The sequence below is a fragment of the Streptomyces sp. NBC_00289 genome (assembly GCF_041435115.1).
GTDB lineage: Bacteria > Actinomycetota > Actinomycetes > Streptomycetales > Streptomycetaceae > Streptomyces.
In genome coordinates, this window is record NZ_CP108046.1 from 2190242 (window position 1) to 2216751 (window position 26510).

At 72.4% G+C, this 26510-nt stretch carries 26 protein-coding genes and 1 tRNA gene; 12 read left to right on the plus strand and 15 right to left on the minus strand.

The window, feature by feature from the left end; genetic code table 11:
* Positions 1 to 22: 22 nt before the first annotated feature.
* Entirely contained in the window at positions 23 to 1165 is a 1143-nt protein-coding gene (locus OG985_RS10415) for an acyl-CoA dehydrogenase family protein (RefSeq protein WP_371667986.1), read from the minus strand.
* A gap of 128 nt (positions 1166 to 1293) precedes the next feature.
* Between OG985_RS10415 and OG985_RS10420 the strand changes: the two genes are divergently transcribed.
* The 6 genes from OG985_RS10420 to OG985_RS10445 are packed head-to-tail and all read left to right on the plus strand — an operon-like array spanning position 1294 to position 6718.
* On the plus strand, positions 1294 to 2049 hold the full coding sequence (locus OG985_RS10420) for an SDR family NAD(P)-dependent oxidoreductase (RefSeq protein WP_371667987.1): 756 nt from the start codon (positions 1294 to 1296) through the stop codon (positions 2047 to 2049).
* Between the two features lie 10 nt (positions 2050 to 2059).
* Positions 2060 to 2839, plus strand: a complete 780-nt coding sequence (locus OG985_RS10425; RefSeq protein ID WP_371667988.1) for an enoyl-CoA hydratase/isomerase family protein — start codon at positions 2060 to 2062, stop codon at positions 2837 to 2839.
* Between the two features lie 52 nt (positions 2840 to 2891).
* Positions 2892 to 4046, plus strand: a complete 1155-nt coding sequence (locus OG985_RS10430) for a CaiB/BaiF CoA transferase family protein (protein WP_371667989.1) — start codon at positions 2892 to 2894, stop codon at positions 4044 to 4046.
* Positions 4047 to 4074: 28 nt separating this feature from the next.
* A complete protein-coding gene (locus tag OG985_RS10435) occupies positions 4075 to 4986 on the plus strand; it encodes an SDR family NAD(P)-dependent oxidoreductase (RefSeq protein WP_371667990.1) in 912 nt (303 codons plus the stop codon).
* A complete protein-coding gene (locus tag OG985_RS10440; protein ID WP_371667991.1) occupies positions 4983 to 5528 on the plus strand; it encodes a DoxX family protein in 546 nt (181 codons plus the stop codon). The genes OG985_RS10435 and OG985_RS10440 overlap by 4 nt, the downstream gene beginning before the upstream one ends.
* 29 nt (positions 5529 to 5557) lie before the next feature.
* Positions 5558 to 6718, plus strand: coding sequence for an acyl-CoA dehydrogenase family protein (locus tag OG985_RS10445; protein ID WP_371667992.1), 1161 nt, complete (start codon positions 5558 to 5560; stop codon positions 6716 to 6718).
* Between the two features lie 313 nt (positions 6719 to 7031).
* Here OG985_RS10445 and OG985_RS10450 read toward each other — a convergent pair whose 3' ends face one another.
* Genes OG985_RS10450 through OG985_RS10480 form a run of 7 tightly spaced genes read right to left on the minus strand, consistent with a single transcriptional unit; the run spans position 7032 to position 13967 of the window.
* The gene (locus OG985_RS10450) at positions 7032 to 8147 is read right to left on the minus strand and encodes an acyl-CoA dehydrogenase family protein (RefSeq protein ID WP_371667993.1); all 1116 of its coding nucleotides are present in this window, start codon (positions 8145 to 8147) and stop codon (positions 7032 to 7034) included.
* A complete protein-coding gene (locus tag OG985_RS10455) occupies positions 8144 to 9388 on the minus strand; it encodes an acyl-CoA dehydrogenase family protein (protein ID WP_371667994.1) in 1245 nt (414 codons plus the stop codon). The genes OG985_RS10450 and OG985_RS10455 overlap by 4 nt, the downstream gene beginning before the upstream one ends.
* Before the next feature lie 21 nt (positions 9389 to 9409).
* Positions 9410 to 10558, minus strand: a complete 1149-nt coding sequence (locus OG985_RS10460) for a thiolase family protein (RefSeq protein WP_371667995.1) — start codon at positions 10556 to 10558, stop codon at positions 9410 to 9412.
* Positions 10555 to 10998: a Zn-ribbon domain-containing OB-fold protein gene (locus tag OG985_RS10465; protein WP_371667996.1), complete on the minus strand. Its 444-nt coding sequence runs from the start codon at positions 10996 to 10998 to the stop codon at positions 10555 to 10557. The genes OG985_RS10460 and OG985_RS10465 overlap by 4 nt, the downstream gene beginning before the upstream one ends.
* Position 10999: 1 nt before the next feature.
* Positions 11000 to 11911: an SDR family oxidoreductase gene (locus tag OG985_RS10470; RefSeq protein ID WP_371667997.1), complete on the minus strand. Its 912-nt coding sequence runs from the start codon at positions 11909 to 11911 to the stop codon at positions 11000 to 11002.
* Between the two features lie 2 nt (positions 11912 to 11913).
* Complete coding sequence (locus tag OG985_RS10475) at positions 11914 to 12645, minus strand: hypothetical protein (protein ID WP_371667998.1); 732 nt, start codon at positions 12643 to 12645, stop codon at positions 11914 to 11916.
* Positions 12645 to 13967 (minus strand): phenylacetate--CoA ligase family protein, encoded by a 1323-nt coding sequence (locus OG985_RS10480; protein ID WP_371667999.1) that lies wholly within the window; start codon positions 13965 to 13967, stop codon positions 12645 to 12647. The genes OG985_RS10475 and OG985_RS10480 overlap by 1 nt, the downstream gene beginning before the upstream one ends.
* A 163-nt stretch (positions 13968 to 14130) precedes the next feature.
* On the opposite strand from OG985_RS10480, the gene OG985_RS10485 reads away from it, so the two are divergent.
* The 6 genes from OG985_RS10485 (at position 14131) to OG985_RS10510 (ending at position 21162) form a co-directional block, all read left to right on the plus strand.
* Positions 14131 to 14892: an electron transfer flavoprotein subunit beta gene (locus tag OG985_RS10485; RefSeq protein WP_371668000.1), complete on the plus strand. Its 762-nt coding sequence runs from the start codon at positions 14131 to 14133 to the stop codon at positions 14890 to 14892.
* A gap of 83 nt (positions 14893 to 14975) precedes the next feature.
* Positions 14976 to 15938 (plus strand): electron transfer flavoprotein subunit alpha/FixB family protein, encoded by a 963-nt coding sequence (locus tag OG985_RS10490; RefSeq protein WP_371668001.1) that lies wholly within the window; start codon positions 14976 to 14978, stop codon positions 15936 to 15938.
* A gap of 84 nt (positions 15939 to 16022) precedes the next feature.
* A complete protein-coding gene (locus tag OG985_RS10495; RefSeq protein WP_371668002.1) occupies positions 16023 to 17102 on the plus strand; it encodes an amidohydrolase family protein in 1080 nt (359 codons plus the stop codon).
* A 37-nt stretch (positions 17103 to 17139) separates the two neighbouring features.
* On the plus strand, positions 17140 to 19611 hold the full coding sequence (locus OG985_RS10500) for a GNAT family N-acetyltransferase (protein WP_371668003.1): 2472 nt from the start codon (positions 17140 to 17142) through the stop codon (positions 19609 to 19611).
* The gene (locus OG985_RS10505; RefSeq protein WP_371668004.1) at positions 19608 to 20582 is read left to right on the plus strand and encodes an LLM class flavin-dependent oxidoreductase; all 975 of its coding nucleotides are present in this window, start codon (positions 19608 to 19610) and stop codon (positions 20580 to 20582) included. The genes OG985_RS10500 and OG985_RS10505 overlap by 4 nt, the downstream gene beginning before the upstream one ends.
* A gap of 16 nt (positions 20583 to 20598) precedes the next feature.
* Positions 20599 to 21162 (plus strand): PaaI family thioesterase, encoded by a 564-nt coding sequence (locus OG985_RS10510; RefSeq protein WP_371668005.1) that lies wholly within the window; start codon positions 20599 to 20601, stop codon positions 21160 to 21162.
* Between the two features lie 3 nt (positions 21163 to 21165).
* Here OG985_RS10510 and OG985_RS10515 read toward each other — a convergent pair whose 3' ends face one another.
* The 7 genes from OG985_RS10515 to OG985_RS10545 form a co-directional block, all read right to left on the minus strand.
* Positions 21166 to 22317, minus strand: a complete 1152-nt coding sequence (locus OG985_RS10515; protein ID WP_371668006.1) for an acyl-CoA dehydrogenase family protein — start codon at positions 22315 to 22317, stop codon at positions 21166 to 21168.
* Positions 22318 to 22523: 206 nt separating this feature from the next.
* Positions 22524 to 22597 (minus strand) — tRNA-Pro (locus OG985_RS10520).
* A 123-nt stretch (positions 22598 to 22720) separates the two neighbouring features.
* A complete protein-coding gene (locus OG985_RS10525; protein WP_371668007.1) occupies positions 22721 to 23077 on the minus strand; it encodes an MmcQ/YjbR family DNA-binding protein in 357 nt (118 codons plus the stop codon).
* 30 nt (positions 23078 to 23107) lie between these two features.
* Positions 23108 to 23680 carry an N-acetyltransferase family protein gene (locus OG985_RS10530; RefSeq protein ID WP_371668008.1) on the minus strand — a complete coding sequence of 191 codons (573 nt, stop codon included), beginning with the start codon at positions 23678 to 23680 and terminating at the stop codon, positions 23108 to 23110.
* Positions 23677 to 24330, minus strand: coding sequence for a helix-turn-helix domain-containing protein (locus OG985_RS10535; protein ID WP_371668009.1), 654 nt, complete (start codon positions 24328 to 24330; stop codon positions 23677 to 23679). The genes OG985_RS10530 and OG985_RS10535 overlap by 4 nt, the downstream gene beginning before the upstream one ends.
* A gap of 35 nt (positions 24331 to 24365) precedes the next feature.
* Positions 24366 to 25268, minus strand: a complete 903-nt coding sequence (locus tag OG985_RS10540; protein ID WP_371668010.1) for a LysR family transcriptional regulator — start codon at positions 25266 to 25268, stop codon at positions 24366 to 24368.
* Positions 25269 to 25304: 36 nt separating this feature from the next.
* Positions 25305 to 26504, minus strand: a complete 1200-nt coding sequence (locus OG985_RS10545; RefSeq protein ID WP_371674328.1) for a glycine C-acetyltransferase — start codon at positions 26502 to 26504, stop codon at positions 25305 to 25307.
* Positions 26505 to 26510: the final 6 nt, after the last annotated feature.

Below are 26510 nucleotides of genomic sequence, written 5' to 3' on the forward strand. Positions count from 1 at the left end.
GGGGCACCACCGGAACCCCTCCTCACAGCCCCAGCGAACGGCCGATGATCTCCTGCATGATCTCCGAGGTCCCGCCGAACACCCGTTGCACCCGGCTGTCGCGCCAGATGCGGGCGATCTCGTACTCGTTGACGTAGCCGTAGCCGCCGAAGAGCTGCATGCAGCGGTCGATGACCTCCCAGCCGGTCTCCGAGGTCCAGTACTTCGCGGCGGCGGCCTCCTCGGCGGTCAGTTCGCCCTGGAACAGCGCCATGATGCAGCCGTCGAGGTAGACCCGGGCGGCGCCCAGCTTGGCCTTGATCGCGGCGAGGGCGAACCGGTTGGCCTGGAACTCGCCGATCGGCTGACCGAAGGCGGTGCGGGACTTGGCGTAGTCCAGCGCCAGCTCGAAGGCCCGCTCGGCCGAGGCCAGCGAGGCGACGGCGATGGCGAGCCGCTCGGTCGGCAGGTTGCCCATCATGTGGTAGAAACCGCGGTTCTCCTGCCCGATGAGGTTCTCGGCCGGAACGCGGACCTCGTGGAAGAACAGCTCGGCGGTGTCCTGGGCCTTCATCCCGACCTTGTCGAGCTTGCGTCCCCGCTCGAAGCCCTCGGTGCCACGCTCGACGACGATCAGGCTGATGCCCTTGTGCCCGGCCTCGGGGTCGGTCTTGCAGGCGACGATGACGAGGTCGGCGAGGATGCCATTGGTGATGAAGGTCTTGGACCCGTCGACGACCCACTCGTCGCCGTCCCGGCGGGCGGTGGTGCGGATGCCCTTGAGGTCGGACCCGGCGGACGGCTCCGAGAGCGCGAGCGCGCAGATCGTCTCGCCGCTGATCACCCCGGGCAGCCAGCGGGCCTTCTGCTCCGGGGTGGTCAGACGCATGAGGTAGGGCGGGATGACGTCGTTCTGCAGCCCGAGCCCGATGCCGACCGTGCCGGTGGCGTGCATCTCCTCGGCCATGATGGCGTTGTAGCGGAAGTCCTGGATGTCCTGGCCGCCGTACTCCTCCGGGAACTGCCAGCCGATGAGTCCGGCCTTGCCCGCGGCCGCCCACGCGGCCCGGCTGACCTGGCCGTCCCGTTCCCACTGCTCCGCGTGGGGGGCGCATTCGCGCAGGTAGTAGGTGCGGGCGGTGTCCCGGAACAGGTCGTGCTCCTCGGTGAAGATCGTACGGCGCATGCTCGTCCCCAGTCCCTCGGCGACCATCGGTCGGTGTTCAACGATCTCGATTATTTAGCTGAAGTAGTTATATGATAGAGCTGAAACGTCGGATGGTCGACGGTCCGGTCACGAGAGCGGGAGGACGCGTGAGCGTACGGGAGAAGGTGGCACTCGTCACCGGCGCGGGGCGGGGCATCGGCGAGGCGATCGCCGAAGCGCTGGCCGTCGGCGGGGCCTCGGTCGCCGTCTGCGACGTGGACGCGGAGGCCGCCGGAAAGGTCGCCGCCCGGCTCACCGAGCAGTACGGGGTGCGGGCCGCGGGAGTCGGCGCGGACATCTCCGACAGCGCGGCCGTACGCGCCGCGGTCGGCCGGGCGGAGGCCGAACTCGGCCCGGTCGGCATCCTCGTCAACAACGCGGCCGTGGACGTCATCGGCCGCTTCGTGGACAGCGACGAGGAGACCTGGGACCGGATCATCGCCGTCAACCTGCGCGGCACCATCACGGTGACCCGGGCCGTCCTCGACTCGATGATCGAGCGCGGCGGCGGCCGCGTCATCCACATCGCCTCGGACGCCGGCCGGGTCGGCTCCTCCGGCGAGGTGGTGTACTCCGCGACGAAGGGCGGCGTCATCGCCTTCGGCAAGGCACTGGCCCGCGAGGTCGCCCGGCACGACATCACCGTCAACACCGTCTGCCCCGGACCCACCGACACCGCGCTGCTCGGCCAGGTCGCCGAGTACAGCCAGAAGATGTACGACGCCACCGTGCGGGCGATCCCGCTGCGCCGCGTGGCCCGCCCCACCGAGATCGCCGACGTGGTGGCCTTCCTCGCGTCCGACGCCGCCGCGTACGTGACCGGACAGACCCTGTCCGTCAGCGGCGGCCTCACGATGGTCTGAGGTGAGCCGGATGAGCAGTGTGCTGCGGGTGGAACTCCGCGACCACATAGCCGTGTTGACCCTCGACCGGCCCGAGCGGCTCAACGCCGTCGGGTCGGACACCGCCGAGCAGCTGACGCGGGCCCTGGAGGATCTGCGGCACGACGACGACGTCCGCGCCCTCGTGCTGGCCGGCGCGGGCCGCGCCTTCTCGGCCGGTGCCGACCTCGGCGAGATCGAGTCGTTCACCACGCCCGGACAGTTCCGGGCGTTCGTGGGCAGGCTGACCGAGGCGTACGCGCTCCTCGAGGACTTTCCCAAGCCCTCGGTCGCCGCCGTCCACGGCTTCGCCTTCGGCGGCGGCCTGGAACTCGCGCTCGCCTGCGACCTGCGGGTGGCGGAACGCGGCGCCCGGCTGGGCCTGCCCGAGATGAAGCTCGGAGTGCTCCCCGGCGCGGGCGGCACCCAGCGGCTGCCGCGACTGCTGCCGCCGGCCGTCGCCAAGCAGATGATCCTCACCGGCGAGCCCCTCGACGCGGAACGCGCCTGGCAGCTCGGCCTGGTCAACGAGGTCGCCGAACCCGGCGGCACGCTCGCGGCCGCCGAGGCCCTGGCCGTGCGGCTCGCGGCCGGCGCCCCGCTCGCGCTCGCGGCCGGCAAGCGGCTCGTCGACCACGGGCTCGGCATGGACCTCACGGCGGCGATCGCCTACGAGCGCGAGACCGTCTCGGTGCTGTTCTCCACCGAGGACCGGGTCGAGGGCCTCAAGGCCTTCCGGGAGCGCCGGCCCGGAGAGTTCCGCGGCGTGTAGCGAGCCCCGTCCCGACAGACCGACAGATCCGAACCAGGCGTGGAGGTGGGCCGTGCGGCCACTGGAGGGCTTTACCGTCGTCGAGCTGGGCATGTGGGTCGCGGCCCCGGCCGCGGCCACCATGCTGGCCGACTGGGGCGCGGACGTGGTCAAGGTGGAGGCACCCACCGGCGACCCCAACCGGTACACACTGCGGCACGTCGGCCAGGACATCGACAGCGCGCCCCCGTTCGAGACCGACAACCGCGGCAAGCGCGGCATCGTCCTCGACCTGCGTTCGCAGGAGGGCAAGGACGTGCTGGAGCAACTGCTGGCGCGCGCCGACGTGTTCGTCACCAACCTCCGCCCCGGCGCCCTGGAGCGGCTGGGCCTCGCCCCGGACGAACTGCGGGTCCGTCATCCCCGCCTGGTCGTCGGCACGCTCACGGGCTACGGCTGGAGCGGCGCCGAGCGCGACCGGGCCGGCTACGACGTCTCCGCCTTCTGGGCCCGGCCCGGCATCGCCGCCATGCTCAACCCGGCCGGCGAGCCCCCGCCCGGCATCCGGCCCGGCCTCGGCGACCGTACGGCCGCGGCCAACCTGGTGGCCGGTGTGCTGGCCGCGCTGCTGCGCCGGGCCCGCACCGGCGAGGGCGGGGTGGTCGACGTGTCCCTGCTGCGCTCGGGGACCTACGCCAACGGCAACGACCTCGCCCTGCAGAACTTCTTCGGCAGGCGCGGCCGTACCCGCCCTCGGACCGAACACGAGTCCCCCCTCTACAACTGCTACCGGGCCGCCGACGACCGCTGGTTGTGGCTGGTCGGCCTGGAGGGCAACCGGCACTGGCCCGGCGTCGTCAAGGCGCTCGGGCGTGAGGACCTCGCGGTGGACGAGCGCTTCGCCACCGGCAAGGCCCGCCGCAGCCACGTGCGCGAACTCATCGCCGCCTTCGACGAGGAGTTCGCGAAGCGACCGCTTGCCGAGTGGGCCGAGCGGTTCGACGCCGAGGGCGTGTGGTGGGCGCCCGTGCAGACCCTCGCGGAGGTGGCGGCCGATCCCCAGGCCGAGGCGGTGGGCGCGTTCGTCGAACAGCCCGGCATGGGCGACGCGCCGCCCCTGCGGACGGTGGCCACACCGGTCAGCTTCTGGGGCGTCGACGACAAGCCGCGCGCCGGGGCACCGACCCTCGGCGAGCACACCGACGACGTACTGCGCGAACTCAACTGACCCCGTACATCAGCTCAGGAGGTAGGTCGTGGGCATCCTCGACGACAAGGTCGCCATCGTGACCGGCGGAGGCAGAGGGCTGGGCCGGGCGCACTGCCTGGCGCTCGCCGAGGCCGGCGCGACCGTGGTGGTGAACGATCTCGGCTCGGGCGTGCACGGCGAGCGGACGGGGGACTCCCCCGCCGACGACGTCGTCGCCGAGATCACCAAGCTCGGCGGCCGGGCGACGGCCAACCACGCCTCGGTCACCGACTGGGACGCCATCGAGGCGATGGTGGCGGACACGGTCACGGAGTTCGGCCGCCTCGACGTCATCGTGAACAACGCGGGCATCGTGCGCGACCGCATGCTCTTCTCCATGACCGAGGCCGAGTTCGACGCCGTCATCGCGGTGCACCTGAAAGGCACCTTCGCGCTCACCCGGCACGCCTGCGCCTACTGGCGGGCGGCCTCCAAACGGGGTGAGCGCGTGGCCGGCCGCGTCATCAACACGACGTCCGGGACCGGGTTGTTCGGCAACCAGGGCCAGTCCAACTACGGCGCCGCGAAGGCCGGGGTGGCCGGGCTGACCGTCATCACCGCCCTGGAGATGCGCAGGTACGGCGTCACCGCGAACGCCATCTCGCCCATCGCCACGACCCGGATGACGGCCGACCTCGCGGTGGGGCAACCGGTCCCGGCGCAGGGCGGCTTCGACCCGGGCGACCCCGCGAACGCCTCCGGCGTCGTCGTCTACCTGGCCTCCGACGAGGCGGCCTGGCTCACCGGCCAGGTGCTGCGCATCGAGGGCCACAAGCTGAACCGCCTGCGAGGCTGGACGGTCGCCGGCGTGCACCCCAGCCGGTCGGGCGGGGCCCTGACGACCGAGGAACTCATCGACGCCGTACCCGAGTTGTACGGTGCCGCTCCGGCCGGCCGGGCCACCGGGGCCGGGCAGTGACCGCCCGCGGCCACGACGTCGCGGCACTCGTGCTGCGCGCGACGCTCGGCCCGATGCTGGTCGCCCACGGCTGGAACAAGGTCGCCGGACCGGGCGGGCTGACCGGGACCACCGGCTGGTTCGAGGCGCTCGGCCTGCGGCCCGCGCGGGCGCACGCCCGGATGGCCGCCGCGACCGAGGTGGCGGCGGGCGTGGGCATCGCCGTGGGCGCGGCCGGTCCGCTCCCGGCGGCGGCGGCCGTCGGTCTGATGACCGTGGCGGCCCGGACCGACCACCGCGGCAAGGGCTTCTTCGTCTTCAAGGGCGGCTGGGAGTACACGGGTGTGGTGGGCGGCGCGGCCGTCGCGCTGGCCGCCCTGGGCCACGGCCGGTACTCGCTCGACGGGCTCCTGAAGCGCCAACACGCGGGCACCGGGGCCGCGTTGCTGGCAGCCGGTCTCGGTACGGCCGGGGCCGTGGCGCTGCTGGCCGCGTGCTACCGGCCGGAGCCGAAGCCCGCGGAGCCCGCCGGGACGGCGGAGCCGGAGCGGACAGATGACTGACATCGGATATGGGCAACAAGGGAGTCGACATGGACGCGGATGACTTCAGCGCGGTGCTGTCCGAGGTCCGGCGCTTCGTGCGCGAGCGTGTCGTACCGCTCGAGGCGGAGATCGACGAGACGGACGAGATGCCCGCGGACATCCGCGAGGCGGCCAAGAAGATGGGCCTGTTCGGCTTCGCGCTGCCCGAGGAGTACGGCGGGCTCGGGCTGTCGATGTACGAGGAGGCCCGGCTGATGTTCGAGCTGGGCTACACCACACCGTCGCTGCGCTCGATGTTCGGCACGAACAACGGCATCGCGGGACACGTGCTGATGGTCGGCGGCACGGAGGAACAGAAGGCGCGGTGGCTGCCGCGGATCGCCTCGGGCGACGTCCTGGCGTCGTTCGCGCTCACCGAGCCCGAGGCCGGCTCCGACCCGTCGACGCTGACGACCCGCGCCCACCGGGACGGCGACGACTGGGTGATCAACGGTGCCAAGCGGTACATCACCAACGCCCCGCTCGCCGACGTCTTCATGGTCTTCGCCCGCACCGACCCCGACGCCCCGCGCACCCGGGGCATCTCCACCTTCCTGGTCCCGGCCGGCACGCCGGGCCTCACCGTGGCGCCCAAGGACCACAAGATGGGCCAGTTCGGTGCCTGGACGGCGGACGTGTTCTTCGACGACGTACGCGTACCGGCCGACGCCCTGGTCGGGGGCGAGGAGCAGGGTCTCAACCGGGGCTTCGGCACCGCGATGGGCTGTATCGCGCACGGGCGGGTGCACATCTCGGCACTGATGGTCGGCATGGCCGAGCGGCTGGTCGACGAGTCGGTGGCGTACGCGAGCACGCGCAGGCAGTCCGGGAAGCTCATCGGCTCCTTCCAGCTCGTCCAGGGCCTGATCGCCGACTCGCAGACCGACTACTACGCCGGGCGCGCCACGGTTCTGGAGGCCGCGCGGCGCTTCGACTCCGGCGAGGACACCAAGATCGGCCCGTCCTGCACGAAGTACTTCGCCAGCGAGATGGTGTGGCGGGTCGCGGACCGCGCGGTGCAGGTCCACGGCGGCGCGGGCTACATGCGCGGGGTCGCCGTCGAACGCTTCTACCGCGACGCCCGCCTGTTCCGCATCTACGAGGGAACCAGCCAGGTCCAGCAGGTCATCATCGCGAAGGCTCTGCTCGGCGAGGCCGCGCGCGGCTGAGACACCCGGTGACCACCGCCCCCCCTTCCCCTGGGAGGGGGGCAACTCGGCGTTTTCACCGGCCGGAACGGCCAGAAGATCCGCGGCAGAAGCTGCGACGGCCTCCCCGCGCAACGCTCGGCGACTCCGGTGCCGGCGGCGGCCGTACGCTGCTCAGCGTCCCGGACGGCTTCTGCCTGGAGGCGGATGCCCTGGACCGTCCGGCAAGAACGGCCGGACGGTCCAGGGCCGGCGCTGCGCGGGCAGCACCAATCAGGTGGGGAAGTGGTCGTGAGCGGCGGCCGCCGCCCGGTGCGGTGACCGGGCGGCCCGGTCAGATGCCGAGGCGGTCCAGCAGCCGCTCGTGGTAGACCGCCGGTCCGCCGAACAGGAGCTGCGAGGACTTGGCCCGCCGGAAGTACAGGTGCGCCGGGTGCTCCCAGGTGAAGCCGATGCCGCCGTGCACCTGGATGTTCTCCGCGGCCGCGAACACGTACGCCCGTGAGCAGCAGGCGTGTGCCACCGCCGCCGCGACCGGGAACTCGGGAGAGTCCTCCGCGGCCAGCCGTGCCGCCTCGCGGGCGGACGCCTCGGCCAGTTCCACCTGGACCAGCATGTCGGCGCACTTGTGCTTGACCGCCTGGAAGGAGCCGATCGGCCGGCCGAACTGGTAGCGGGTGCGGGCGTACTCCGCGCTCGCCTCCAGGCACCGGCGTGCCCCGCCCGCCTGCTCCGCGGCCAGCCCGACCGAGGCGATGTCCAGGACCCTGGCCATGACGCGGCCGGCCGCCCCTTCCGTGCCGACGAGTACGGCGGGCACGCCGTCGAGGGTCAGCCGGGCCATGGCGCGGGTGGCGTCCAGCGTCTCCATGGGCTCGGCCGCCAGCCCCGGGGCCTGCCGGTCGACGGCGAACAGGGACGGGCCGGCGACGGTGCGGGCGACCACGAGGAGCAGGTCGGCCGTCGTACCGTCGATGACGAAGCACTTGCCCCCACCGATCCGCCAGCCGCCGTCGCCGTCGGGTTGGGCCCGGGCGGAGATCAGGGCGGGGTCCCAGGAGCCGCTGTCCTCGGCGACGGCGAGGGCGGCCGTGGTCCGTCCGGCGGCGATGCCCGGCAGATGGCGTGCGCAGGCCTCGCGGTCACCCGAGGCCAGCAGGGCCTGGGCGGCCAGGACGACGGTGGAGAAGAGCGGCGCGCACAGCAGGGCGCGGCCCGTCTCCTCCAGGACGACGCCGAGTTCGACGAGGCCGAAGCCGTCGCCGCCGTACTCCTCCGGGATCGCCAGGCCGGGCAGCCGCAGTTGGTCGGCGGCCTGTGCCCACACCGCCGTGTCGAAGCGCGGTTCGCTCTCCATCAGCTTGCGGACGGCTTCCTCGGGCGACTTGGCCTCCAGGAACTCCCTGACGGCGGACCGCAGTTCCCGCAGCTCACGTTCGTCGGCGGTCACGGCCGCACCTCCTTGGCAGCGGTGCTCACGGGTTCCTTGGGCAGGCCGAGGACGCGTTCCGCGAGGATGTTCTTCATGATCTCCTCGGTGCCGCCGAGGATCCGCAACGCCGGTGTGGCCAGCAGCAGTTCGGTCCAGGCGTAGGTGCCCCACCGGCCGGTGTCGGCGATGAGGCGGGGGCCGAGCACGTCGGACACGAAGTGCGCGGCGCGGGTCAGGTTCTGGGCGTACATCAGCTTGGAGACGGACCTCTCGGGGCCGGGCGCGACCCCGGCCCGCAGGGTCCGCCCGGCGCGCGCGTTGAGGTGGCCGGTGGCCATGGCGTCCACCAGGAGTTCGGCGAGGCGGGCGCGCAGGGCACGGTCGTCCCAGGTCCAGGTGGCGCGCATCAGCGCCGAGAGCCGGTCCGGGGAGAGGGCGGCGCCCACCGGGCCCGCGCCCTCGCTGCCGACCGTGGCCCGTTCGTTCATCAGCGTGGTCAGGGCGACCGTCCAGCCGCCGTCGACCTCGCCGAGGCGGTGGTCGTCGGGGATGCGGACGCCGGTGAGGAAGACCTCGTTGAAGTCGGCGCCGCCGGTCATCTGGCGCAGCGGCCTGACCTCCACGCCGGGCGCGTCCATCGGGACCAGGAAGGCCGTGATGCCGCGGTGCTTGGGCGCGTCGGTGTTCGTGCGGGTCAGCGCGATGCCGATCTGGCTGTGCTGGGCGACCGACGTCCACACCTTCTGGCCGTCGAGGACCCACTCGTCGCCCTCCCGGACGGCGCGGGTGGCCACGCTCGCCAGGTCCGATCCCGCGCCGGGCTCGCTGAAGAGCTGGCAGGCGATGGCGTCCCCGCGGTACATGGCCGGCAGCCAGCGGTCCTTGAGGTGCGGCTGGGCGTGGGCGAGGATCGTCGGGCCGATCATGCCGAGGCCCACCACGCTCAGCACACCGGTGTCGGGGACGTCGTACTCGGCCTCGACGGCGTCGTAGACCAGGTCGTGCACGGGGGTCAGGCCGCGGCCGCCGTACTCGGGCGGGCCGGTGATCCAGCCGAAGCCGTTCTCGTGACGGATCCGCTGCCACTCCCGCGCCCGCTGCACGTGCTCCCGGTCCTCCTCGGGCGGCAGGCTGCTGAAGTACGCCGTCGAGTCGTCGCCCTCGCCCCAGGTGAAGGCGGCGGGATCGGGGGCCTTCGCCACGTGCGCGTCGAGGAAGCGGCGCGCCTCGGCGGCGAAGTCCTGCGTGTTGTCTGCCATCGCGTGTGCGCTCCGAACGAGTCAGGTCGAGAGGATCGTCACCGCCGACACGCCCGGCGCGCCGTACAGGTGGGTGTAGCCGACGCGGGGCGTGCCGGAGATCTGCCGGTTGCCGGCCGTGCCGCGCAGCTGGAGCACGATCTCGTGGATCTGGCGGAGCCCGGAGGCGCCGATCGGTTCGCCGTTGCCAAGCAGGCCGCCGTCGGTGTTGACCGGGAGCCGGCCGCCGATCGTGGTGGCGCCCTCCGCGATGAGGCGTTCCTGCTCGCCGTCCTTGCAGAGGCCGTTCTCGGCCATGTGGATGACCTCCGACCCGGCGTCGGTGTCCTGGAGCTGGGCGACGTCGACGTCCTCGGGGCCGATGCCGGCGAGTTCGTACGCCGCCCGGGAGGCGTCCACGGTCGGGCTCTCGACGAGCTCTCCGACCGGGAAGGACGGGCTCTGCACCTCGAAGGCGCCGAGCCGGCGGCTGCGCAGGGCGGTGGCCCGGACCCGGACGGGGGTGGAGGTGTACTTGTGTGCCTGGTCGGCGCGGCAGAGCACGAGGGCCGCGGCACCCTCGTTGGGGCCGCAGTACATGAACTGGCGCAGCGGGTGGTTGAGGACCGGGGAGGCGAGGATCTCCTCCGGGGTGAGGGGGGTGCGGCGCCAGGCCTTGTCGTTGCCGGCGGCGTTGCCGAAGTTCTTCGACGCGACGCGCGCCAGCGTCTCGTGGGAGATGCCGTGGTCGTGCATGTAGCGGTTGATCTTCATGCCGAAGAAGTGGGTGGTGAGGAACATCCCGGTCTGCCCGTACCAGGCGGGGATGCCGGCCACCGACGGGTCGGCGGCGAACGCGCCGCGCGGGTGCTTGTCCATGCCGATCGCGACAGTCAGGTCGTGCTCGCCGGTCTCGATGGCACGCGCGGCCAGTGCCACCGCCGTACCGGCCGTGGCGCAGCCGTTGAACACCCCGCGCAGCGGCACTCCGGTCAGGCCGAGGCGGCCGACGATCGCGTCCGGGTTGGCGACCTCGTAGCTGCCGACGTAGCCGCCCTGGATCTGCGGCCAGGTCACGCCCGCGTCGGCGAGCGCCAGCCGTACCGCGTCCGCGCCCATGTCCAGCGCGGGCTTGCCGGCGAACCGGCCGAACGGGTGGAGTCCCACCCCGATGATGACGGCCTCGGTCACGATGTCTCCTCCTCGGCCGGGGCGAACGCGAACGTCATGACCTCGGTTCCGTCGTCCTGCACGGTGTAGGGCACGAGCGTGAGCCGCATGTCCTGCCCGATCCGCAGCCTGTCCGGGTCGGGTTCGGTGAGCCGGGCCTCGACCAGCAGCTCACCGGGCAGCTCGACGTAGCCCACCGTGTACGGCTCGAAGGCCGCCGGGCCGTCGTACGGCGGGGACGGCGGCCGGAAGCCCTGGGTCGTGTACGTCCACAGGGTTCCGCGGTCCGACAGCAGCCGCTCCTTCGACTCCCGGCTCGCGCACCTGACGCAGTCCGCGGCGGAGGGGAAGCTCACCAGGCCGCAGTCCGCGCACTCGGAGGCGATCAGCCGGGGCGGGGCGGACTCGGTGGCCGGCCAGGTGAACAGGCCCTCGGCGACCGGTCGTTGTGCCGTGGTCATCTCAGGCTCCGTTCCGGTTGCCCAGGGCGTCCGCGTTGGGAGCGGCCTTGGCCACCAGGTTCGGGACGACGGAGGTCAGTTCCTCCGGTGTCCACCGGGACTCCGTGCTCGCGGCGGGGCCGTTGACCCACCCCTCCAGGACCGTGATGCGGCTGCCGACGACGCCGAACACCCGGCCGGTGACCTCGCGGGAGGCGGCCGAGCCGAGCCACACCACCAGCGGGGAGATGGCCTCCGGGGTGAGGTCCTGGGCCTCGGCGGCCCGCTTCATCATCTCGATGTCCTCGGTGAGCCGGGTCAGCGCGGTGGGCGCGATGGCGTTCACCGTCACGCCGTAGCGGGCGAGTTCGGCCGCGGCGATGAGGGTGAGGCCGGCGATTCCGGCCTTGGCCGAGCCGTAGTTGGACTGGCCCGGGTTGCCGAAGATGCCGGACGGGGACGTCGTGTTGATCACCCGGGCGTCGTTGGCCAGACCGGACTTGGCGCGCTCGCGCCAGTAGGCGGCCGCGTGGTGCAGGGTGGCGAAGCTGCCCTTGAGGTGCACGGCGAGCACACTGTCGAAGTCCCGCTCGGTCATCGACACGATCATCCGGTCGCGCAGGATGCCCGCGTTGTTGACCAGCACGTCGAGGCCGCCGTAGGTGTCCACGGCCTGCCGGACCAGGTGGGCGGCACCGTCCCAGGAGGAGATGTCGTCGGCGTTGGCCACCGCCTCGCCGCCGGCCGCGACGATCTCGTCCACCACGCTCTGCGCGGGCCCGGCCGAGGCACCCGCCCCGTCCCGCCCGCCGCCCAGGTCGTTGACCACGACCTTCGCGCCGTGCGCGGCGAACGCCAGTGCGTGCGCCCGCCCGATGCCGTTGCCGGCGCCGGTGACGACGACGACACGGCCGTCGACCACTCGTTCAGACATACTCAGCTCCTTGGTGACAGTGACGGGTCGGCCTCGGCGAGCAGGACCCGCGGATCCTCGCCGCCGCAGGCACACCTGCCGGTGACCACGCGGCCCGCGATGCCGAGCGGCGTCTCGGGCAGCGACGACGTGCGCTGCTCGCCCGCCGCCACGAACAGCTCCCCGTCCCGTTCGCCGATCCGCCACTCGGCGGCGTTGACGTGCCCGCCACGGCGCTCGGGGCACTCCAGGGCGAGAGCCGGTCCGACGGCCGTGATCAGGGCGGCGGGGACGCCCAGTCCGCGCAGTACCGGCAGGGCGGCGGGCCGGGCCAGGACGACGGACGTCGACCGGAACATCTCGGCGATGTCGGCGGCGCCCGCGAGTCCCTCCAGGGTCTCGGCGGACAGCCCGATGACCGCGTGCGGGTTCAGTTCGCGGTGGAAGACCGCGGTGCGGCGGTGGTCCCAGCCCATCGCCTCGGCGATGCCGTACGTCACCTTCAGCTCGCGCAGGGCGCCGATCACGGCGTGACCCCAGAAGCCCTCGAAGCCGGAGTTGTTGAGCAGGGCCCGCTGCCCGGCGGCCAGGCCGTGCCCGCGCAGGCCTTCGGTGACCCACACGGTGTCCCGGGCGAGTTCCGCCCAGGTCAGCTCCATGTCGGTGGTGCCGTCGGCGGCGCGGAAGCGGACCAGGTAGGCGAGTTCGGGCCGGTCGAGGGTCTTCGCCCGGGCGAGGGTGTCGGCGCGTGCCATCAGCTCTTCACCACCCGGGGGAACTTGGCGACGCTGGTCATGGTCTTCAACAGGTCCTCCTCGGTGCGCATGTCGAGCACCGGCTTGACCCCGGTGCGCTCGCGCACGGCCGCGCCCAGCCGGCCGGCCAGGGCGTCCACGTCGTCGGTGAGATGGGGGTCGTAGCCGACGCGCAGCCGCAGCTCGTCGACCTCGCGGCGGTCCCGGACGATCTGGAAGACACCGGCGGCCGTCTCCGGCTGGTCCTCCACCGCCTGCCAGATGTCCCGCAGGACCACGGACCGCCCCTGGACCAGCGTCTCGTCACCGCGCCGCCCCGCCACCCACATGCGGGCGTGCGTGCGCCCACAGCCGCAGGTGTCGCGGGACAGCCGGACCAAATCCTCGCTGCGGTAACGGATCAGCGGGGCGGCGCGGTTGTCCAGGTCGGTGGCGACGAGTTCGCCGAGGTCCGTCTCGGCGGTGTCGCGCCAGCCGTGTTCGCCGACGTCCACGCACTCCGCGAAGACGGTGTCCTCCCAGAGGTGGAAGCCGTCGTGCTCGCGGCACTCCCACGCGGTGCCGGTGTCGGCGGCGCTGGTGTACTCGTAGACGTCGATGCCCCAGTCGTCGCGGATCCGCTCGCGCATCTTCCGACTGAGGGGCTGTCCGGCGCAGGAGGCGCCCTTGAGGGAGGAGAAGGCCTCCTTCAGGTCGACCTGCTCGGCCAGCCGCTCCAGCTCCACCATCTGCGGATACATCATCTGGAGGTAGGCCGGGCGGTAGGTGCGCAGGGCCTCGACGACCTCGCGCATGTTGCCGAGCCAGGTGTTCACCTCGATGACGACCGCGCCGAGCGCCTGGTAGCCGGAGTCCATGAAGTTGCGCATGGTGCCGGGCGGACTGAGCACCCGGTCGCCGGGGCGCAGGCCCAGCTCCCATAGGTCACGCACCTGCGCGGTCACCAGCGGCGGCGCGTCCTGCCAGATCTCGGCGAAGAACTCCGGGGCGCCGGTGGTGCCCGAGCTGGAGGAGACCGAGGTCAGCTCCTCCGCGGGGACGCACAGCAGGCCGCCGAAGGGGTCGCCGGTGCGGGCCCGGCTGGCGCGCACCATGTCCTTGGTGATGAACGGGACGCGTGCCCGGAAGTCCTCCAGACAGCGGACGTCGCGCGGGTGGACCCCGTGCTCGTCCCAGAGCTCACGGTAGAAGGAGGAGTTGGCGTAGGCGTACTCGACGAGTTCGACCACCCGCTCCTCCTGCCGCGCCCGCAGCTCCTCGCGGGGCATGGTCTCCACCTGTGGCTCGAAGTACCTGTCACTGGTGTCCCTGTCGTCGACCATGTCGCCTCCTCGCGGCTCAGCTCACCAGATCTTCCAGCTATCAGCGCAATCAGTCAACCAATTCGACGGATTCGAACCCGGACCTCGCGTTCTGGCCGCATATATAGTTAACTATTAACACTCATTAGACCTCTTGGAGGGTGCTGTGAAGATCGTTGTCTGTGTGAAACACGTGCCTGACGCGGGCGCGGACCGCACCTTCACCGAGGACGGCACCACCGACCGCGAGTCGGCGGACTCCCTGCTGTCCGAGCTCGACGAGTACGCCGTCGAGCAGGCCCTGCGGATCGCCGAGTCGGGCGTCGACGCCGAGATCAGCTATCTCACCGTCGGTCCCGAGGACGCACGGGACGCGCTGCGCAAGGCGCTCGCCATGGGCGGCGACTCGGCGATCCATGTGAGCGACGAGGACATCGAGGGCAGCGACGCCTTCGGCACCTCACTCGTCCTGTCCCGGGCCATCGAGCGGCACGGCTTCGACCTCGTGCTCTGCGGGATGGCCTCGACGGACGGCACGATGGGCGTCGTACCCGCGCTGCTGGCCGAACGGCTGGGTGTCCCGGCGGTCACCCACGTCGAGGAACTGACGGTCGAGGGCGGCACGGTGAGCGGCCGCCGCGAGGGCGACAGCGCGACCGTACGGATCGACGCGGCCCTGCCGGCCGTGGTGTCGGTGACCGACCGTTCCGGCGATGCCCGATACCCCTCCTTCAAGGGGATCATGGCCGCGAAGAAGAAGCCGGTGGAGACCCTCGACCTCGCCGACCTGGGCATCGCCCCCGCGCAGGTCGGCCGCGGCGGCGCGCGCTCGGCGGTGGACACCGCCACCAGACGCCCCGCCCGCACGAAGGGCGAGATCGTCGCCGACGACGGTACCGGCGGCACCGCGCTGGCCGCGTTCCTCACCGCGAGGAAGTTCGTCTGACCGGCGCCGGCCCACCCCGGCCCCCGGCTCTTTCCCCCTCCCCCTCACATCAGACCCGTTCCCGGCAAGAGGAGTGCATCACCGTGGCCGAGATCCTCGTCCTCGTCGACCACACCGACGGCGCTGTGCGCAAAACGACCCTCGAACTGCTCACCCTGGCACGCCGCCTGGGTGAACCGTCGGCCGTCTTCCTGGGCCCGGGCGCGGACACCGCGACCGAGGCCCTCGGCCGGTACGGCGCACGGAAGATCTACGTCGTGGACGCCCCCGAGGTCCAGGAGTTCCTGGTCACCCCGGCCGTCGACGCCCTCACCGCGATCGCCGCCGGGGCAGCCCCGGCGGCGATCCTGCTGCCCTCGGACCCGGACGCCAAGGAGACCGCCGCCCGGCTCGCGCTCCGCCTGGGGTCGGGGCTCGTCACCGACGCGGTCGACGTCACGGCCGGCCCGGACGGCCCGGTCACCGAGCAGTCCGCGTTCGCGGCGACGTACCAGGTCACCGCGCACGTCACCGAGGGCGTGCCGGTCATCACGGTCAAGCCCAACGCGGTCGCCCCCGAAGCGGCGCCCGTGACACCCGTCGTGGAGAAGCCGGACGTCGTCTTCGGGCCGGCCTCCGCCGCCGTCCGGGTCCTGTCCCGCACCCCGCGCGAGCGGGGCGACCGGCCCGAGCTGACCGAGGCCGACATCGTGGTCTCCGGCGGCCGCGGGGTCAACGGCGCCGAGAACTTCGCGGTGATCGAGCGGGTCGCCGACGCCCTGGGCGCGGCCGTCGGGGCGTCCCGTGCCGCGGTGGACGCCGGCTGGTACCCGCACAGCCACCAGGTGGGGCAGACCGGCACCCAGGTCTCGCCGCAGCTCTACCTCGCCGCCGGCATCTCCGGGGCGATCCAGCACCGCGCGGGTATGCAGACCTCCAAGACGATCGTCGCCGTCAACAAGGACGCGGACGCTCCCCTCTTCGAGCTCGCCGACTACGGCGTGGTGGGGGATCTCTTCCAGGTCCTTCCCCAGCTGGTCGAGGAGATCGAGCGGCGCCGTAGCTGATCCGGGCCCCTCCCGGCCTTCCACCCGGCCATCGATACACCTAAACTGTTTAACTGATTGCATCCATTGACCCGAAGGAGTGCCATGACGAAGATCTGGGTCAACTCGGGGGACTCCCACGTGATGGAACCGGACGACCTGTGGACCGAGGCGCTGCCGCCCCGCCTGGCCGACCGGGCTCCGCGCAGCGAACGCGGCGAGAAGTACGAGGTGCTCTACATCGACGGGGAGCGCATCGACCGCCAGCTCAACGACTTCATGGACGCCATGCGGCCGCCGGGCGCCCGGGACCTCGAGGTCCGGCTCAAGGACCTGGACCAGGAAGGCGTCTGGGGCCAACTGGCCTTCCCCTCCATGGGGTTCTGGCTGCCGTCGATCACCGAGCGGGAGCTCGCCCGGGAGACCGTGCGGGCCTGGAACGACTGGGCGCACTCCGAGGTCCTCGGGAAGAACAAGCGCGTCATCACCCCCGCCTGCGTCTCGACCGCGAACGTCGAGGACGCGGTCACCGAGATCGAGCGGGTGGCCGAAATGGGCTTCCAGTCGGTCTTCCTGCCGTGCGGGACCCGCCCCGGCGAGGAGTACGCCCTCGACCGCTGGGAGCCGCTGTGGACCGCGGCCGAGCGGACCGGGCTGGTGCTCGGCTTCCACATCGGCACCGGCGGCGAGAACGTCGTCTTCCGCGGCCCGGGCGGCGCCGTCGTCAACTACATGGAGACCACCTACCCGGGCATGCGCGTGGTGTCGCACATGGTCGCGGGCGGTGCCCTGGACCGTCACCCGGACCTGAAGATCCTCATCGCGGAGGGCGGCGCGGGCTGGGTGCCGGCCATCGGCGACCGGATGGACGAGGCCTACCGCCAGCACGGCATGTTCGTCCGGCCGAAGCTGGACCGGCTGCCCAGCGAGATCATCAGGCAACAGGTGTACGCCTCCTTCCAGCACGACAAGAGCTCGGTGGAGATCGTCGAGTCGACCGGCTACCGCAACGTGATGTGGGGCGACGACTACCCCCACCTCGAGGGCACCTACGGCCACACCCAGTCCACGCTGCACGAGCTGTTCGACGGTGTGCCCGACGACATCCGCGAGCGTGTCACCCGCGGCACCTTCAACGAGCTCTTCGACCTGCCGGCGCAGACCCCCCAGGAGGCGGCCGTCTGAGCGGCGCCGAGGGCGCCCGCGTCGGACAGGACACCATGTGACCACTCCCCCGCACCCCGAGAACGGGGAACGGCCGTACCCCGAGGACCGGGAACCGTCGTACCCCGAGGACCTGGAACGCCCCGGGCTCGTCCGGACCGGGCGGTCGACGTTCGTCCGGCCCATCCGGCCCGAGGACGCCGACCGCCTGGTGACCTTCGTCGGCGGTCTGTCCCGGGCGACCCTGGCCTACCGTTCCCTCGGCCCGGTGGTCCGCGCCCGTGACGACGTCATCCGGCGCGGCGCGCACGTGGACTACCTCAACGAGCTCGCGCTGGTCGCCCTGGCCGGCGAGGAGATCGCCGGCCTGGTGCGCTACACCCGCGACCCCGAGGAGCCGGAGCACGCCGAGGTCACGTTCACCATCCGCGACGACCACCAGAGCGAGGGCTTCGGCCGGCTGCTGCTTGAACACATCGCGGCGGCCGCGCGGGCCCGGGGCATCCGCGTGCTGGAGGCCGACGTCCTCGCCGACAACACCCGCATGATCAACGTGTTCCTCAGCTCCGGCTACCGGATCGAGACCGGACCGCCCGGCCAGATCATCCACTTCGAGATCGCCATCGACCCGCAGGCCCAGGCCACGGCGCGGGCCGAACGCCGCGAGCACACGGCCGTACGGCGCTCCCTGCGGCCGCTGCTCGAACCGCGCTCGGTGGCGGTGATCGGCGCGAACCGCGACCCCCTGACGATCGGTCACGAGATCGTGGCCAACCTGCTGCGGGGCGGCTTCCGCGGCGGCGTCTTCCCGGTCAACCCGCGGGCCGGGCGCATCGCCGGAGCACGCGCCTACCCCAGCGTGCGGGAGCTTCCCGAACCGCCCGACCTGGCGCTGGTGGCCGTGCGGGCCGAGGCGGTGCCCGGGGTCGTACGGGAGTGCGCGGAGGCCGGGGTCAAGGCGGTGGTCGTCGTCTCGGCCGGTTTCGGGGAGGCCGGCGCCGCGGGGCGGGCGACCGAACTGGAACTGGCCCGCTTCGCCCGCGCCTCCGGGATGCGGCTGGTGGGCCCGAACTGCATGGGCGTGGTCAACACGACGCCCGCGGCCCGGCTGGCCGCGACCTTCTCGCCCGCTCTGCCGACGCCGGGCCGGGTGGCGATGTCCAGCCAGTCCGGGCCGCTGGGGCTCGCGGTGCTCGACTTCGCCCGGCGGCTGCGGCTCGGCTTCTCCGGCTTCGTGTCGGTGGGCCACGCCGTCGACGTGTCGACCAACGACCTCCTTCAGTGGTGGGAGGAGGATCCCGCGACCTCGGTGATCCTGCTGCACGTCGAGACCTTCGGCAATCCGCGCCGCTTCGCCCGGATCGCCCGCCGGGTCGCGCCGCGCAAGCCGATCGTCGCGGTGCACCCCGGCCACGGGGATTCGGCGGTGAGTTCCCTGTTCGCGCAGTCCGGGGTGATCCGCACCCGCAGTCTCCAGGAACTGTTCGACGTGGCGCTGCTGCTGGCCCACCAGCCCCCGCCGCCCGGCAACCGGGTCGCCGTGATCACCAACGCGGGCGGCCCCGCGGCGCTGACCGTCGGCGCGTGCGCGGGCAGCGGCCTGAGCGTGCCCGCACTCGGTGAGCGCACCCGGCGGACGCTGCGGGCGGCCCTCTCGCCCCGGGCGGAGGTCGCCAACCCCGTCGACCTGACTCCGATGGCCACCGCCGCGCACTACCGGCAGGCCCTGGACGCGGTGCTCGCCGACGACGGCATCGACGCCGCCGTCGTGCTGTTCATGCCGCCGCTCGCGGACAAGCCCGACGAGGTCGCCTCGGCGATCCTCGACGCGGCGGCCGCCGCGCCCGCGAAGCCGGTGGTGACCAGTTTCCTCGGCGGCGCGGGCGTCGCCGACCTGCTGCACCGGGACGGCCTGGTCGTACCGACGTACACGTTCCCCGAGGCGGCGGCGACCTCGCTCGGCCACGCGGCGGCCTACCAGGCCTGGCGCGGCACGCCCGCGGGCGTCGTCCCGGATCTCCCGGGGGTGGACACCGACCGAGGCCGCGCTCTCGTCGCCGGGCGGGCGCCGGGTCCCGCGCCCGCACCGCTCGTCGCCGAGCTGCTGGACGCGTACGGCATCGCCGTCGGCGACACCGGTCCCGGCCCCGGCCCGGACGCGTTCCTCTCGGTCAGCGCGGACCCGGTGTTCGGCCCCGTGATCGCCTTCGGCCTGACGGGCGACTACGCCGACCTCATGGCGGACGTCGCCCACCGGGTCACCCCGCTGACCGACCGCGACGCCCGGGAGATGGTCCGCTCGCTGCGGGCGGCTCCCCTGCTGGACGGCCGGGCGGGCGGTGCCGGAGTGGATCTGGCGGCGCTGGAGGAAACCGTTCTGCGGATCTCGGCGATGGTCGAGGACCTGCCCGAGATCGAGTCACTGGAACTGAGGCCGGTACGGCTGCTGCCGCCCGGGCGCGGCATCGCCGTCGCCCGGGCGACGGTCCGGCTGGCGGCCGACAACACCACAGGAGGCGGTCCCCCATGAAGGTGGGCATCTACTTCGATCTGCGCAACCCCCCGCCGTGGCGGCAGAGTTGGTCGCGGGTCTACGGCTTCGCGCTGGAGATGTGCGAGGAGGCGGACCGGCTGGGTCTGGACTCGGTGTGGTTCTCCGAGCACCACGGCTTCGAGGACGGGTACCTCCCGCAGCCGCTCACCATGGCGGCCGCGGTCGCCGCCCGTACCCGGCGGGTGCGCCTGGGCACCGCGGTGATCCCCGCACCGCTGCACGCGGCACCCGAGTTGGCCGAACAGGCCGCGATCGTGGACATCATCAGCGACGGGCGCCTGGACCTCGGGCTCGGCACCGGCTACCGCGTGCCCGAGTACGCGCTGTACGGAGGCGATCTCACCAAGCGCTACTCCACGACCGACCAACGGGTGCGGGAGATCCGGGGCCTGTGGGCGGAGTCCCTGGTCACCCCCGGCCCGGTGCAGGACCCGCTGCCGATCTGGCTCGGCTACCAGGGCCCGCAGGGCGCCCGGCGGGCCGGCCGGCTGGGTACCGGGCTGCTGTCGCTCAACCCCGCCCTGCTGACCCCGTACCGGGACGGACTCGCCGAGAGCGGATACGACCTGTCGACGGCCCGGATGCAGGGCTCGTTCACCACCTTCGTCACCGAGGACCCGGACGGCGACTGGCCGGTGGTGCGCAAGCACCTGGCCTACCAGTGGGACAGCTACCGCCGGTACATGGTCGAGGGCACCGACCAGCCCGCCCCGCGGCCGATCGACCCCGAGAAGTGGCGGGAGAAGGGCCTCCGGTCCACCGGCGTCGGCCAGTTCCTCTACGGCACCCCGCAGGACATCGCCGACGCGATCAAGGGGTACGTCGCCGGACTGCCGGCCGAAGGGGTGTTCCTGTGGGCCTCACTGGCCGGGATGCCCGAGGAGATGGTGGCCCGCCAGGTCCAGCTCATCGCCGGGAAGCTGCGCCCGCTGCTTGCCGATGTCTGATCCGAGGAGTTACGGCATGTCGACGAGTACCGGCGAGCCGGCGGCCACCCCGCCGGGCGGTCACTGGGCGGGAGCGGACTTCCAGGAGCCGCCCCGCACCCCCGGCGGGGTGGCGCTGTGCGGTGCGTGCCGCGTCGCCGGCGCCTGCCGCCTCGGCGTGCAGCACGAGCGGCTCGACGAGGAGGGCGCGGCCCTCTTCGAGCTCACCTGCCCCCGTGATCAGGAGGGCGGCCCCGACGTCGCGCACGGCGGCTGGACGGCTGCCGTGCTGGACGACTGCCTCGGCCATCTCCCGCTGCTCCACCGGGTGTTGAGCGTGACGGCTGAACTGACCGTGAGCTTCGTGAAACCGGTGCCGGTACTGCGGCCGCTGGAGGTGCGGGCCTGGGTCGAGCGGCGGGAGGGCTCGCGCTGGTACATCAGGGGCGAGATGGTGCTGCTGCCGACGCGCGCCGTGCTGGCCCGGGCCTCCGGCATCTGGGTGACCCGGGACCAGGGCCACTTCGCCCGGCACCAGGCGTGGCTGGCCGGCCAGGGCGGCTCCGGTGCCGACACGTCCACGGGCACCGGAGCCGAGTAGTCCTCAGTAGGTCCGCAGCCCCATGCTGCGCGCGATGCCGTTGCGCTGGATCTGGCTGGTCCCGCCGGAGATCGTGGCCACGATCGACTCCCGGTAGCGGAAGCTCATCACGCTCTCCGTGGAGAAGCCGTGGCCCGCGCAGACCTGCATCCCGAGCCGGGCGGCGGCCACGTAGGTCTCCGAACCCTTCAGCTTGGCCATCGAGCCCTCGCGGGTGCACGGCTTGCCCTGGGCGAGCAGCCAGGCGGCCCGGTAGGCGAGCAGCCGGGCGGAGTCGATCTCGGTCTGCAGGTCGGCCATGGCGTGGGCCAGCGCCTGGAAGTTGCCGATCGGACGGCCGAAGGCGTGCCGGGTACGGGAGTACTCCAGCATCTCGTCCAGGGTGGCCTGGGCGGCGCCGAGGTAACCGCCGGTGATGATCACCTTCTCCAGTTCGATGTTGGAGAGCATGACCTTCCAGCCCTCGTCGCGCGGTCCGACCAGGTTCTCCCTGGGCACCAGGGCGTCGTTGAAGAAGACCTCGTTGGTCCCCAGGATGTGCCGGGCCAGGGTGGGCGTGCGGCGCACCTCGACGCCCTTCGTCGAGGGGTCGACGAGCAGCAGGCTGATGCCGCCGTGCTTGGGTTCGCGCGGGCCCGTGCGCACATAGGTGGCGATGGTCGTGTCGGGCAGCCCGCCGCCGGTGCACCACGCCTTCTGGCCGCGGACCACGAAGTGGTCGCCGTGTTCCTCGGCGCTGGTGCGCAGCGCGGCGGCGTCGGACCCGCTGTCCGGTTCGCTGAGTCCGACGGCGAGCCGGTGGCGTCCCGTCATGACCTGCTCGCGGATGAAGGCGCGCTGGGCCTCGTTGCCCCACCGGAACACCGTGATGCCGGGGATGAGCACCCCGATGTAGCACATCGCGACGTCGAAACTGGCCCGTCCCAGCTCTTCGGCGATCAGGATGAGTTCGATCGGCCCGCCGCCGTCCCCACCCTCGTCCTCACTGAAGGGGAGGGAGAACCATCCGAGGTCGGCCATGCCCCCGAACAGCTCGGGGGGTACGACGCCCTCCTCGTCCCACTGCTTCGCCTTCTCGGCCGGACACACGTCGGCGACGAACTGCCGTGCCGTCGCGCGCAACATGTCCTGCTCGTCGGTCAGCCCGAAGTCCACGGCCACTCCTCGCCACCACTAGCTCATTCATCTATCTAATTATTCTATGTTAGCGGATAGGGGAGGAGGAAGGGCGGAGGAGGAGCGAGGAAGGGCGAAGGGCGGAGAGGGACGGCGGGCGCGCCTCAGGCGAAAGGGGTCACGCGGAACAAGGCCACGCAAAAAGGGCCCCCGCAGGCTCTCGCCTGCGAAGACCCTTCGCACCGTCGGGACGACAGGATTTGAACCTGCGACCCCTTGACCCCCAGTCAAGTGCGCTACCAAGCTGCGCCACGTCCCGGTGTCCGTCTGACCTGGGGTTTCCCCTGGCCGAACGTGCAGGGAAACAATACCGCACTCGGGTTGGTGGTCGCGCACCCCTTTCGTGCGGGCCCGAGCCGCACGACCCGTGGCCCGGTCGCCATCAGTCCGCCGGCAACCCCAGCTCGGGGTGGTCCTCGATCAGCCGGGGCGGGGCCGCCTGGTGCCAGGAGTCGGCGAGGATGTCGCGCAGTTCGGCCTCGTCCTCGATGCCGGCGAGGCGGGCCCGCACCCAGGCGAACTGCGCCTCGTGGTCGGCGATCCAGAACTTCGCCGGTTCGGCCAGGACCAGCTCGTCACGCTCCTCCTTGGGGCAGCGCACCGCGAGGGACGTCTCGTCCTCGGGGAGTGTGGCGAACATCTTCCCCGCCACCCGGAACGTGGGCATGTTCCAGGCGGTCTTCTCCGTCGTCTCCGGCAGGGACAGGGCGATACGGCGTACGTCTTCGGCGTCCGGCATGACAGGCACCGTAGCCGCTCGCACTGACAGTCACCTGGCCAGAGGGCGCCCGGCGGCACCGGCGGCCTCGTCCACGGCTGCCGGCAACGCCTTCACGTGCTTGTAGTAGAGCGTCGTCGGCCGCAGGAGCCCGCCCGGTTCCGCCGCGTAGTCCGGGATCACTCCGGCCCGGGTCCAACCGGCCGAGCGGTACAGCGACTCGGCGGGGCTGTCGGTCTCGGTGTCCAGGTGGAGCAGGGTGACACCCGTCGCGGCGGCCGCGGACTCGGCCGTTTCCAGGAGCGTGCGGCCGAGGCCGTGGCCGCGGGCGTCCCGGTGCACCATCAGCTTGACCAGTTCGGCACGGTGCCGGCTGTTGGGTTTGTCGGGAAAGGCCAGACTCACGGTGCCGAGCACCCTGGCCCCGTCGCGCGCCGCCCACACGGCGAGCCGGCCCGTGGCCACCGGCTCGGCACGCCCCCGCCACCACGTGGCGGCCGCCGCGTGGTCGAGCGGCGCGAGGAAACCGACGGAGGCGCCGCCGTCCACGGCGTCGATCAGCAGAGTGGCCAACTCGTCGATGCATTGGGCGAGTTGATCCCCATCCAGTCGGGTCACGGTCACGGCAGCACCACCGCCAGCAGATAGCGCACCCCGGCGGCGTCGGCGCAGCGGAACCGGGTCGGCCCCCAGACGCGAAGCCGCAGACAGTCCCCCGCGTCGAGACGGTGCCCGGCTTCTCCCGCCGTCACCTCGAGCGCCCCCTCCAGCACCCAGATGTGCTGCTCGAGACCGGGCACGGGCGGCCGGTCGTAGGCGATGTCGGCGCCCGCGGAGAGCCGCCCCTCGACGAGCTCACCCCGCAGCCCCTCATGCGGCGGGGACACGGATCGCCGTACGAACCCGGAGGCCCTGTCCTCCCACACCGGCTGCTCGGCGGCCCGCAGCAGCGGCGCCGGGGCCGTCTCGACCTCGCTGAGCAGCTGGGACATGGTCCGGCCGTACACACCGCACAGGCGGTTCAGCAGGGAGGCGGTGGGGCTGATCTCCGCCCGCTCCGCCCGCGACAGGGTGGACCTGCTCACCCCGCTGCGCTCGGCCAACTCGCCGAGGGACCAGCCGCGTTCGGCCCTCAGCTCGGCAAGCCGGGCGCCGAGCCGGGTGTCGAGTCGGGCGTCCAGCCGCACGGCGTCGACGGAACGCGGCACCGGCACGGGATCCGGCAGGGGCGCCGAGTTCGCCTCGGGCGGGTCGGGTGTCGCCTCGCGTCTCATATCCGGGATGCTATCCCGGATATGAGACGGACAGGTTACGGGCCGGCCGCTTCGGCCAGGGCGTCCAGCACCGGACGGATCAAGGGGTGGTCCTCGGCGCCGCGCCGCACCGCCGCGAACACCCGTCGGGTCGGCGCCACCGCGTCGACCGGCCGGACGACCACACCCGTGAGGTCCATGCCACGCAGCGCGGAGCGGGGTACGAGGGCGACGCCCGCGTCGGCGGACGCCAGCGCGACGACCGCGCGGAAGTCGTCCGAGGAGTGCTCCAGACGAGGCTGGAATCCCGCGTTCTCGCAGGCCAGCACCACCACGTCATGGCACGGGTTGCCGGGGTAGGGGCCGATCCACGGGTCCTTCGCCAGCTCGGCGAGCGGGACCTCGTCGGTGTCGGCGAGACGGTGGGTGACCGGCACGACCGCGTCGAAGGGCTCGGCGTACAGCGGCACGTGCGTCAGCCGGGGGTCGTCGGCCGGCGGGGCCCCGCGGTACTCGACGGCGACCGCGACGTCCACCAGCCGGTCCAGCACCATCGGCAGACTCGCGTCGCCCTCGGCGTCCTGGACACGGAGGCGGATACCGGGCGCCGAGACGGTCAGACGGGCCAGCGCCGGGGCGACGACCAGGGCGATGCCGGTCGCGAAGGCGGCGACCGTGACCGTGCCGGCCGCGCCCGAGCTGTACGCGGCCAGTTCCGCCTCCGCCCGCTCCAGCTGGGCCAGGACCGCGTTGGTGTGGCCGAGCAGGATCTCGCCGGCCGGGGTCAGCCGTACACCCTTGGCGCCGCGCTCGACCAGCCGGTGGCCGGTCTCCTGCTCCAGGGCGGTGAGCTGCTGGGAGACGGCGGACGGGGTGAGATACAGCGCGGCGGCAGCCGCCGTCACCGTGCGGTGGTCGGCCACCGCACGGAGGATGTGGAGCCGCCGCGCCTCGATCATGGGACCGATTCTCTCAAATGGCGGGAATCCGCCTGCTCAGGCCTCCAGCTCGGCCCGCGCCGCCACGAACGCGTCGACCGCGCGGTTCACGTCCGCCGTCGAGTGCGCTGCGGACAGCTGCACCCGGATACGCGCCTTGCCCTGCGGCACGACCGGATACGAGAAGCCGATGACGTACACGCCGCGCTCCAGCAGGAGCTCCGCCAGGCGCCCCGCGCGCGCCGCGTCCCCGATCATCACCGGCGCGATGGCGTGGTCGCCGGGCAGCACGTCGAAGCCCTCCTCGGTCATCCGGCGGCGGAACAGGGCGGTGTTCTCGGCCAGTTGGACGCGCAGGTCGTCCGCCGCCTCCAGCAGGTCCAGCACCTTCAGCGAGGCCGCCGCGATCACGGGGGCGAGGGTGTTGGAGAAGAGGTAGGGGCGGGAGCGCTGGCGCAGCAGGGCGACGATCTCCGCGCGGGCCGCCACGTAGCCGCCGGACGCGCCGCCCAGTGCCTTGCCCAGCGTGCCGGTGATGATGTCGACGCGGTCCATCACCCCGTGCAGCTCGGGCGTGCCGCGGCCGCCGGGGCCGACGAAGCCGACGGCGTGCGAGTCGTCGACCATGACCATGGCGTCGTGGCGGTCGGCGAGGTCGCAGATCTCGCGCAGCGGCGCCACGTAGCCGTCCATGGAGAAGACGCCGTCGGTGACCACCAGCTTCCGGCGGGCGCCGGCCTCGGTGGCCTCCTTCAACTGCCTTTCCAGATCGGCGAGATCACGGTTGGCGTAGCGGAAGCGGCGGGCCTTGGACAGGCGGATGCCGTCGATGATCGAGGCGTGGTTGAGGGCGTCGGAGATCACCGCGTCCTCGGGGCCGAGCAGCGTCTCGAACACGCCGCCGTTGGCGTCGAAGCAGGAGGAGTAGAGGATCGTGTCCTCCTGGCCGAGGAAGGCCGAGAGGCGGGCCTCCAGCTCCTTGTGCACCTCCTGCGTACCGCAGATGAAGCGCACCGAGGCCATGCCGTAACCCCAGCGGTCCAGCGCCTCGTGGGCGGCGGCGACGACCTCGGGGTGGTCGGCGAGACCCAGGTAGTTGTTCGCGCAGAAGTTGAGGACCTCGCCCGGACGGCCGCCGGCCGTGACGGCGACGGTCGCGGACTGCGGGGTGCCGATCACGCGCTCGGGCTTGTGCAGCCCCGCGGCGCGGATCTCGTCCAGGGTGGCGCGCAGGTCGTCGCGCACGGAGTCGAACATCATCGG

What these genes read in the sequence shown, in the direction of transcription:
- OG985_RS10455 (WP_371667994.1), bottom strand. Translation starts at nt 9,388, where the DNA reads ATGGCAGACAACACGCAGGACTTCGCCGCCGAGGCGCGCCGCTTCCTC.
- OG985_RS10475 (WP_371667998.1), bottom strand. Translation starts at nt 12,645, where the DNA reads ATGGCACGCGCCGACACCCTCGCCCGGGCGAAGACCCTCGACCGGCCC.
- OG985_RS10470 (WP_371667997.1), bottom strand. Translation starts at nt 11,911, where the DNA reads ATGTCTGAACGAGTGGTCGACGGCCGTGTCGTCGTCGTCACCGGCGCC.
- OG985_RS10525 (WP_371668007.1), bottom strand. Translation starts at nt 23,077, where the DNA reads ATGCCGGACGCCGAAGACGTACGCCGTATCGCCCTGTCCCTGCCGGAG.
- OG985_RS10465 (WP_371667996.1), bottom strand. Translation starts at nt 10,998, where the DNA reads ATGACCACGGCACAACGACCGGTCGCCGAGGGCCTGTTCACCTGGCCG.
- OG985_RS10415 (WP_371667986.1), bottom strand. Translation starts at nt 1,165, where the DNA reads ATGCGCCGTACGATCTTCACCGAGGAGCACGACCTGTTCCGGGACACC.
- OG985_RS10545 (WP_371674328.1), bottom strand. Translation starts at nt 26,504, where the DNA reads ATGTTCGACTCCGTGCGCGACGACCTGCGCGCCACCCTGGACGAGATC.
- OG985_RS10510 (WP_371668005.1), top strand. Translation starts at nt 20,599, where the DNA reads ATGTCGACGAGTACCGGCGAGCCGGCGGCCACCCCGCCGGGCGGTCAC.
- OG985_RS10540 (WP_371668010.1), bottom strand. Translation starts at nt 25,268, where the DNA reads ATGATCGAGGCGCGGCGGCTCCACATCCTCCGTGCGGTGGCCGACCAC.
- OG985_RS10445 (WP_371667992.1), top strand. Translation starts at nt 5,558, where the DNA reads ATGGACGCGGATGACTTCAGCGCGGTGCTGTCCGAGGTCCGGCGCTTC.
- OG985_RS10535 (WP_371668009.1), bottom strand. Translation starts at nt 24,330, where the DNA reads ATGAGACGCGAGGCGACACCCGACCCGCCCGAGGCGAACTCGGCGCCC.
- OG985_RS10480 (WP_371667999.1), bottom strand. Translation starts at nt 13,967, where the DNA reads ATGGTCGACGACAGGGACACCAGTGACAGGTACTTCGAGCCACAGGTG.
- OG985_RS10425 (WP_371667988.1), top strand. Translation starts at nt 2,060, where the DNA reads ATGAGCAGTGTGCTGCGGGTGGAACTCCGCGACCACATAGCCGTGTTG.
- OG985_RS10505 (WP_371668004.1), top strand. Translation starts at nt 19,608, where the DNA reads ATGAAGGTGGGCATCTACTTCGATCTGCGCAACCCCCCGCCGTGGCGG.
- OG985_RS10495 (WP_371668002.1), top strand. Translation starts at nt 16,023, where the DNA reads ATGACGAAGATCTGGGTCAACTCGGGGGACTCCCACGTGATGGAACCG.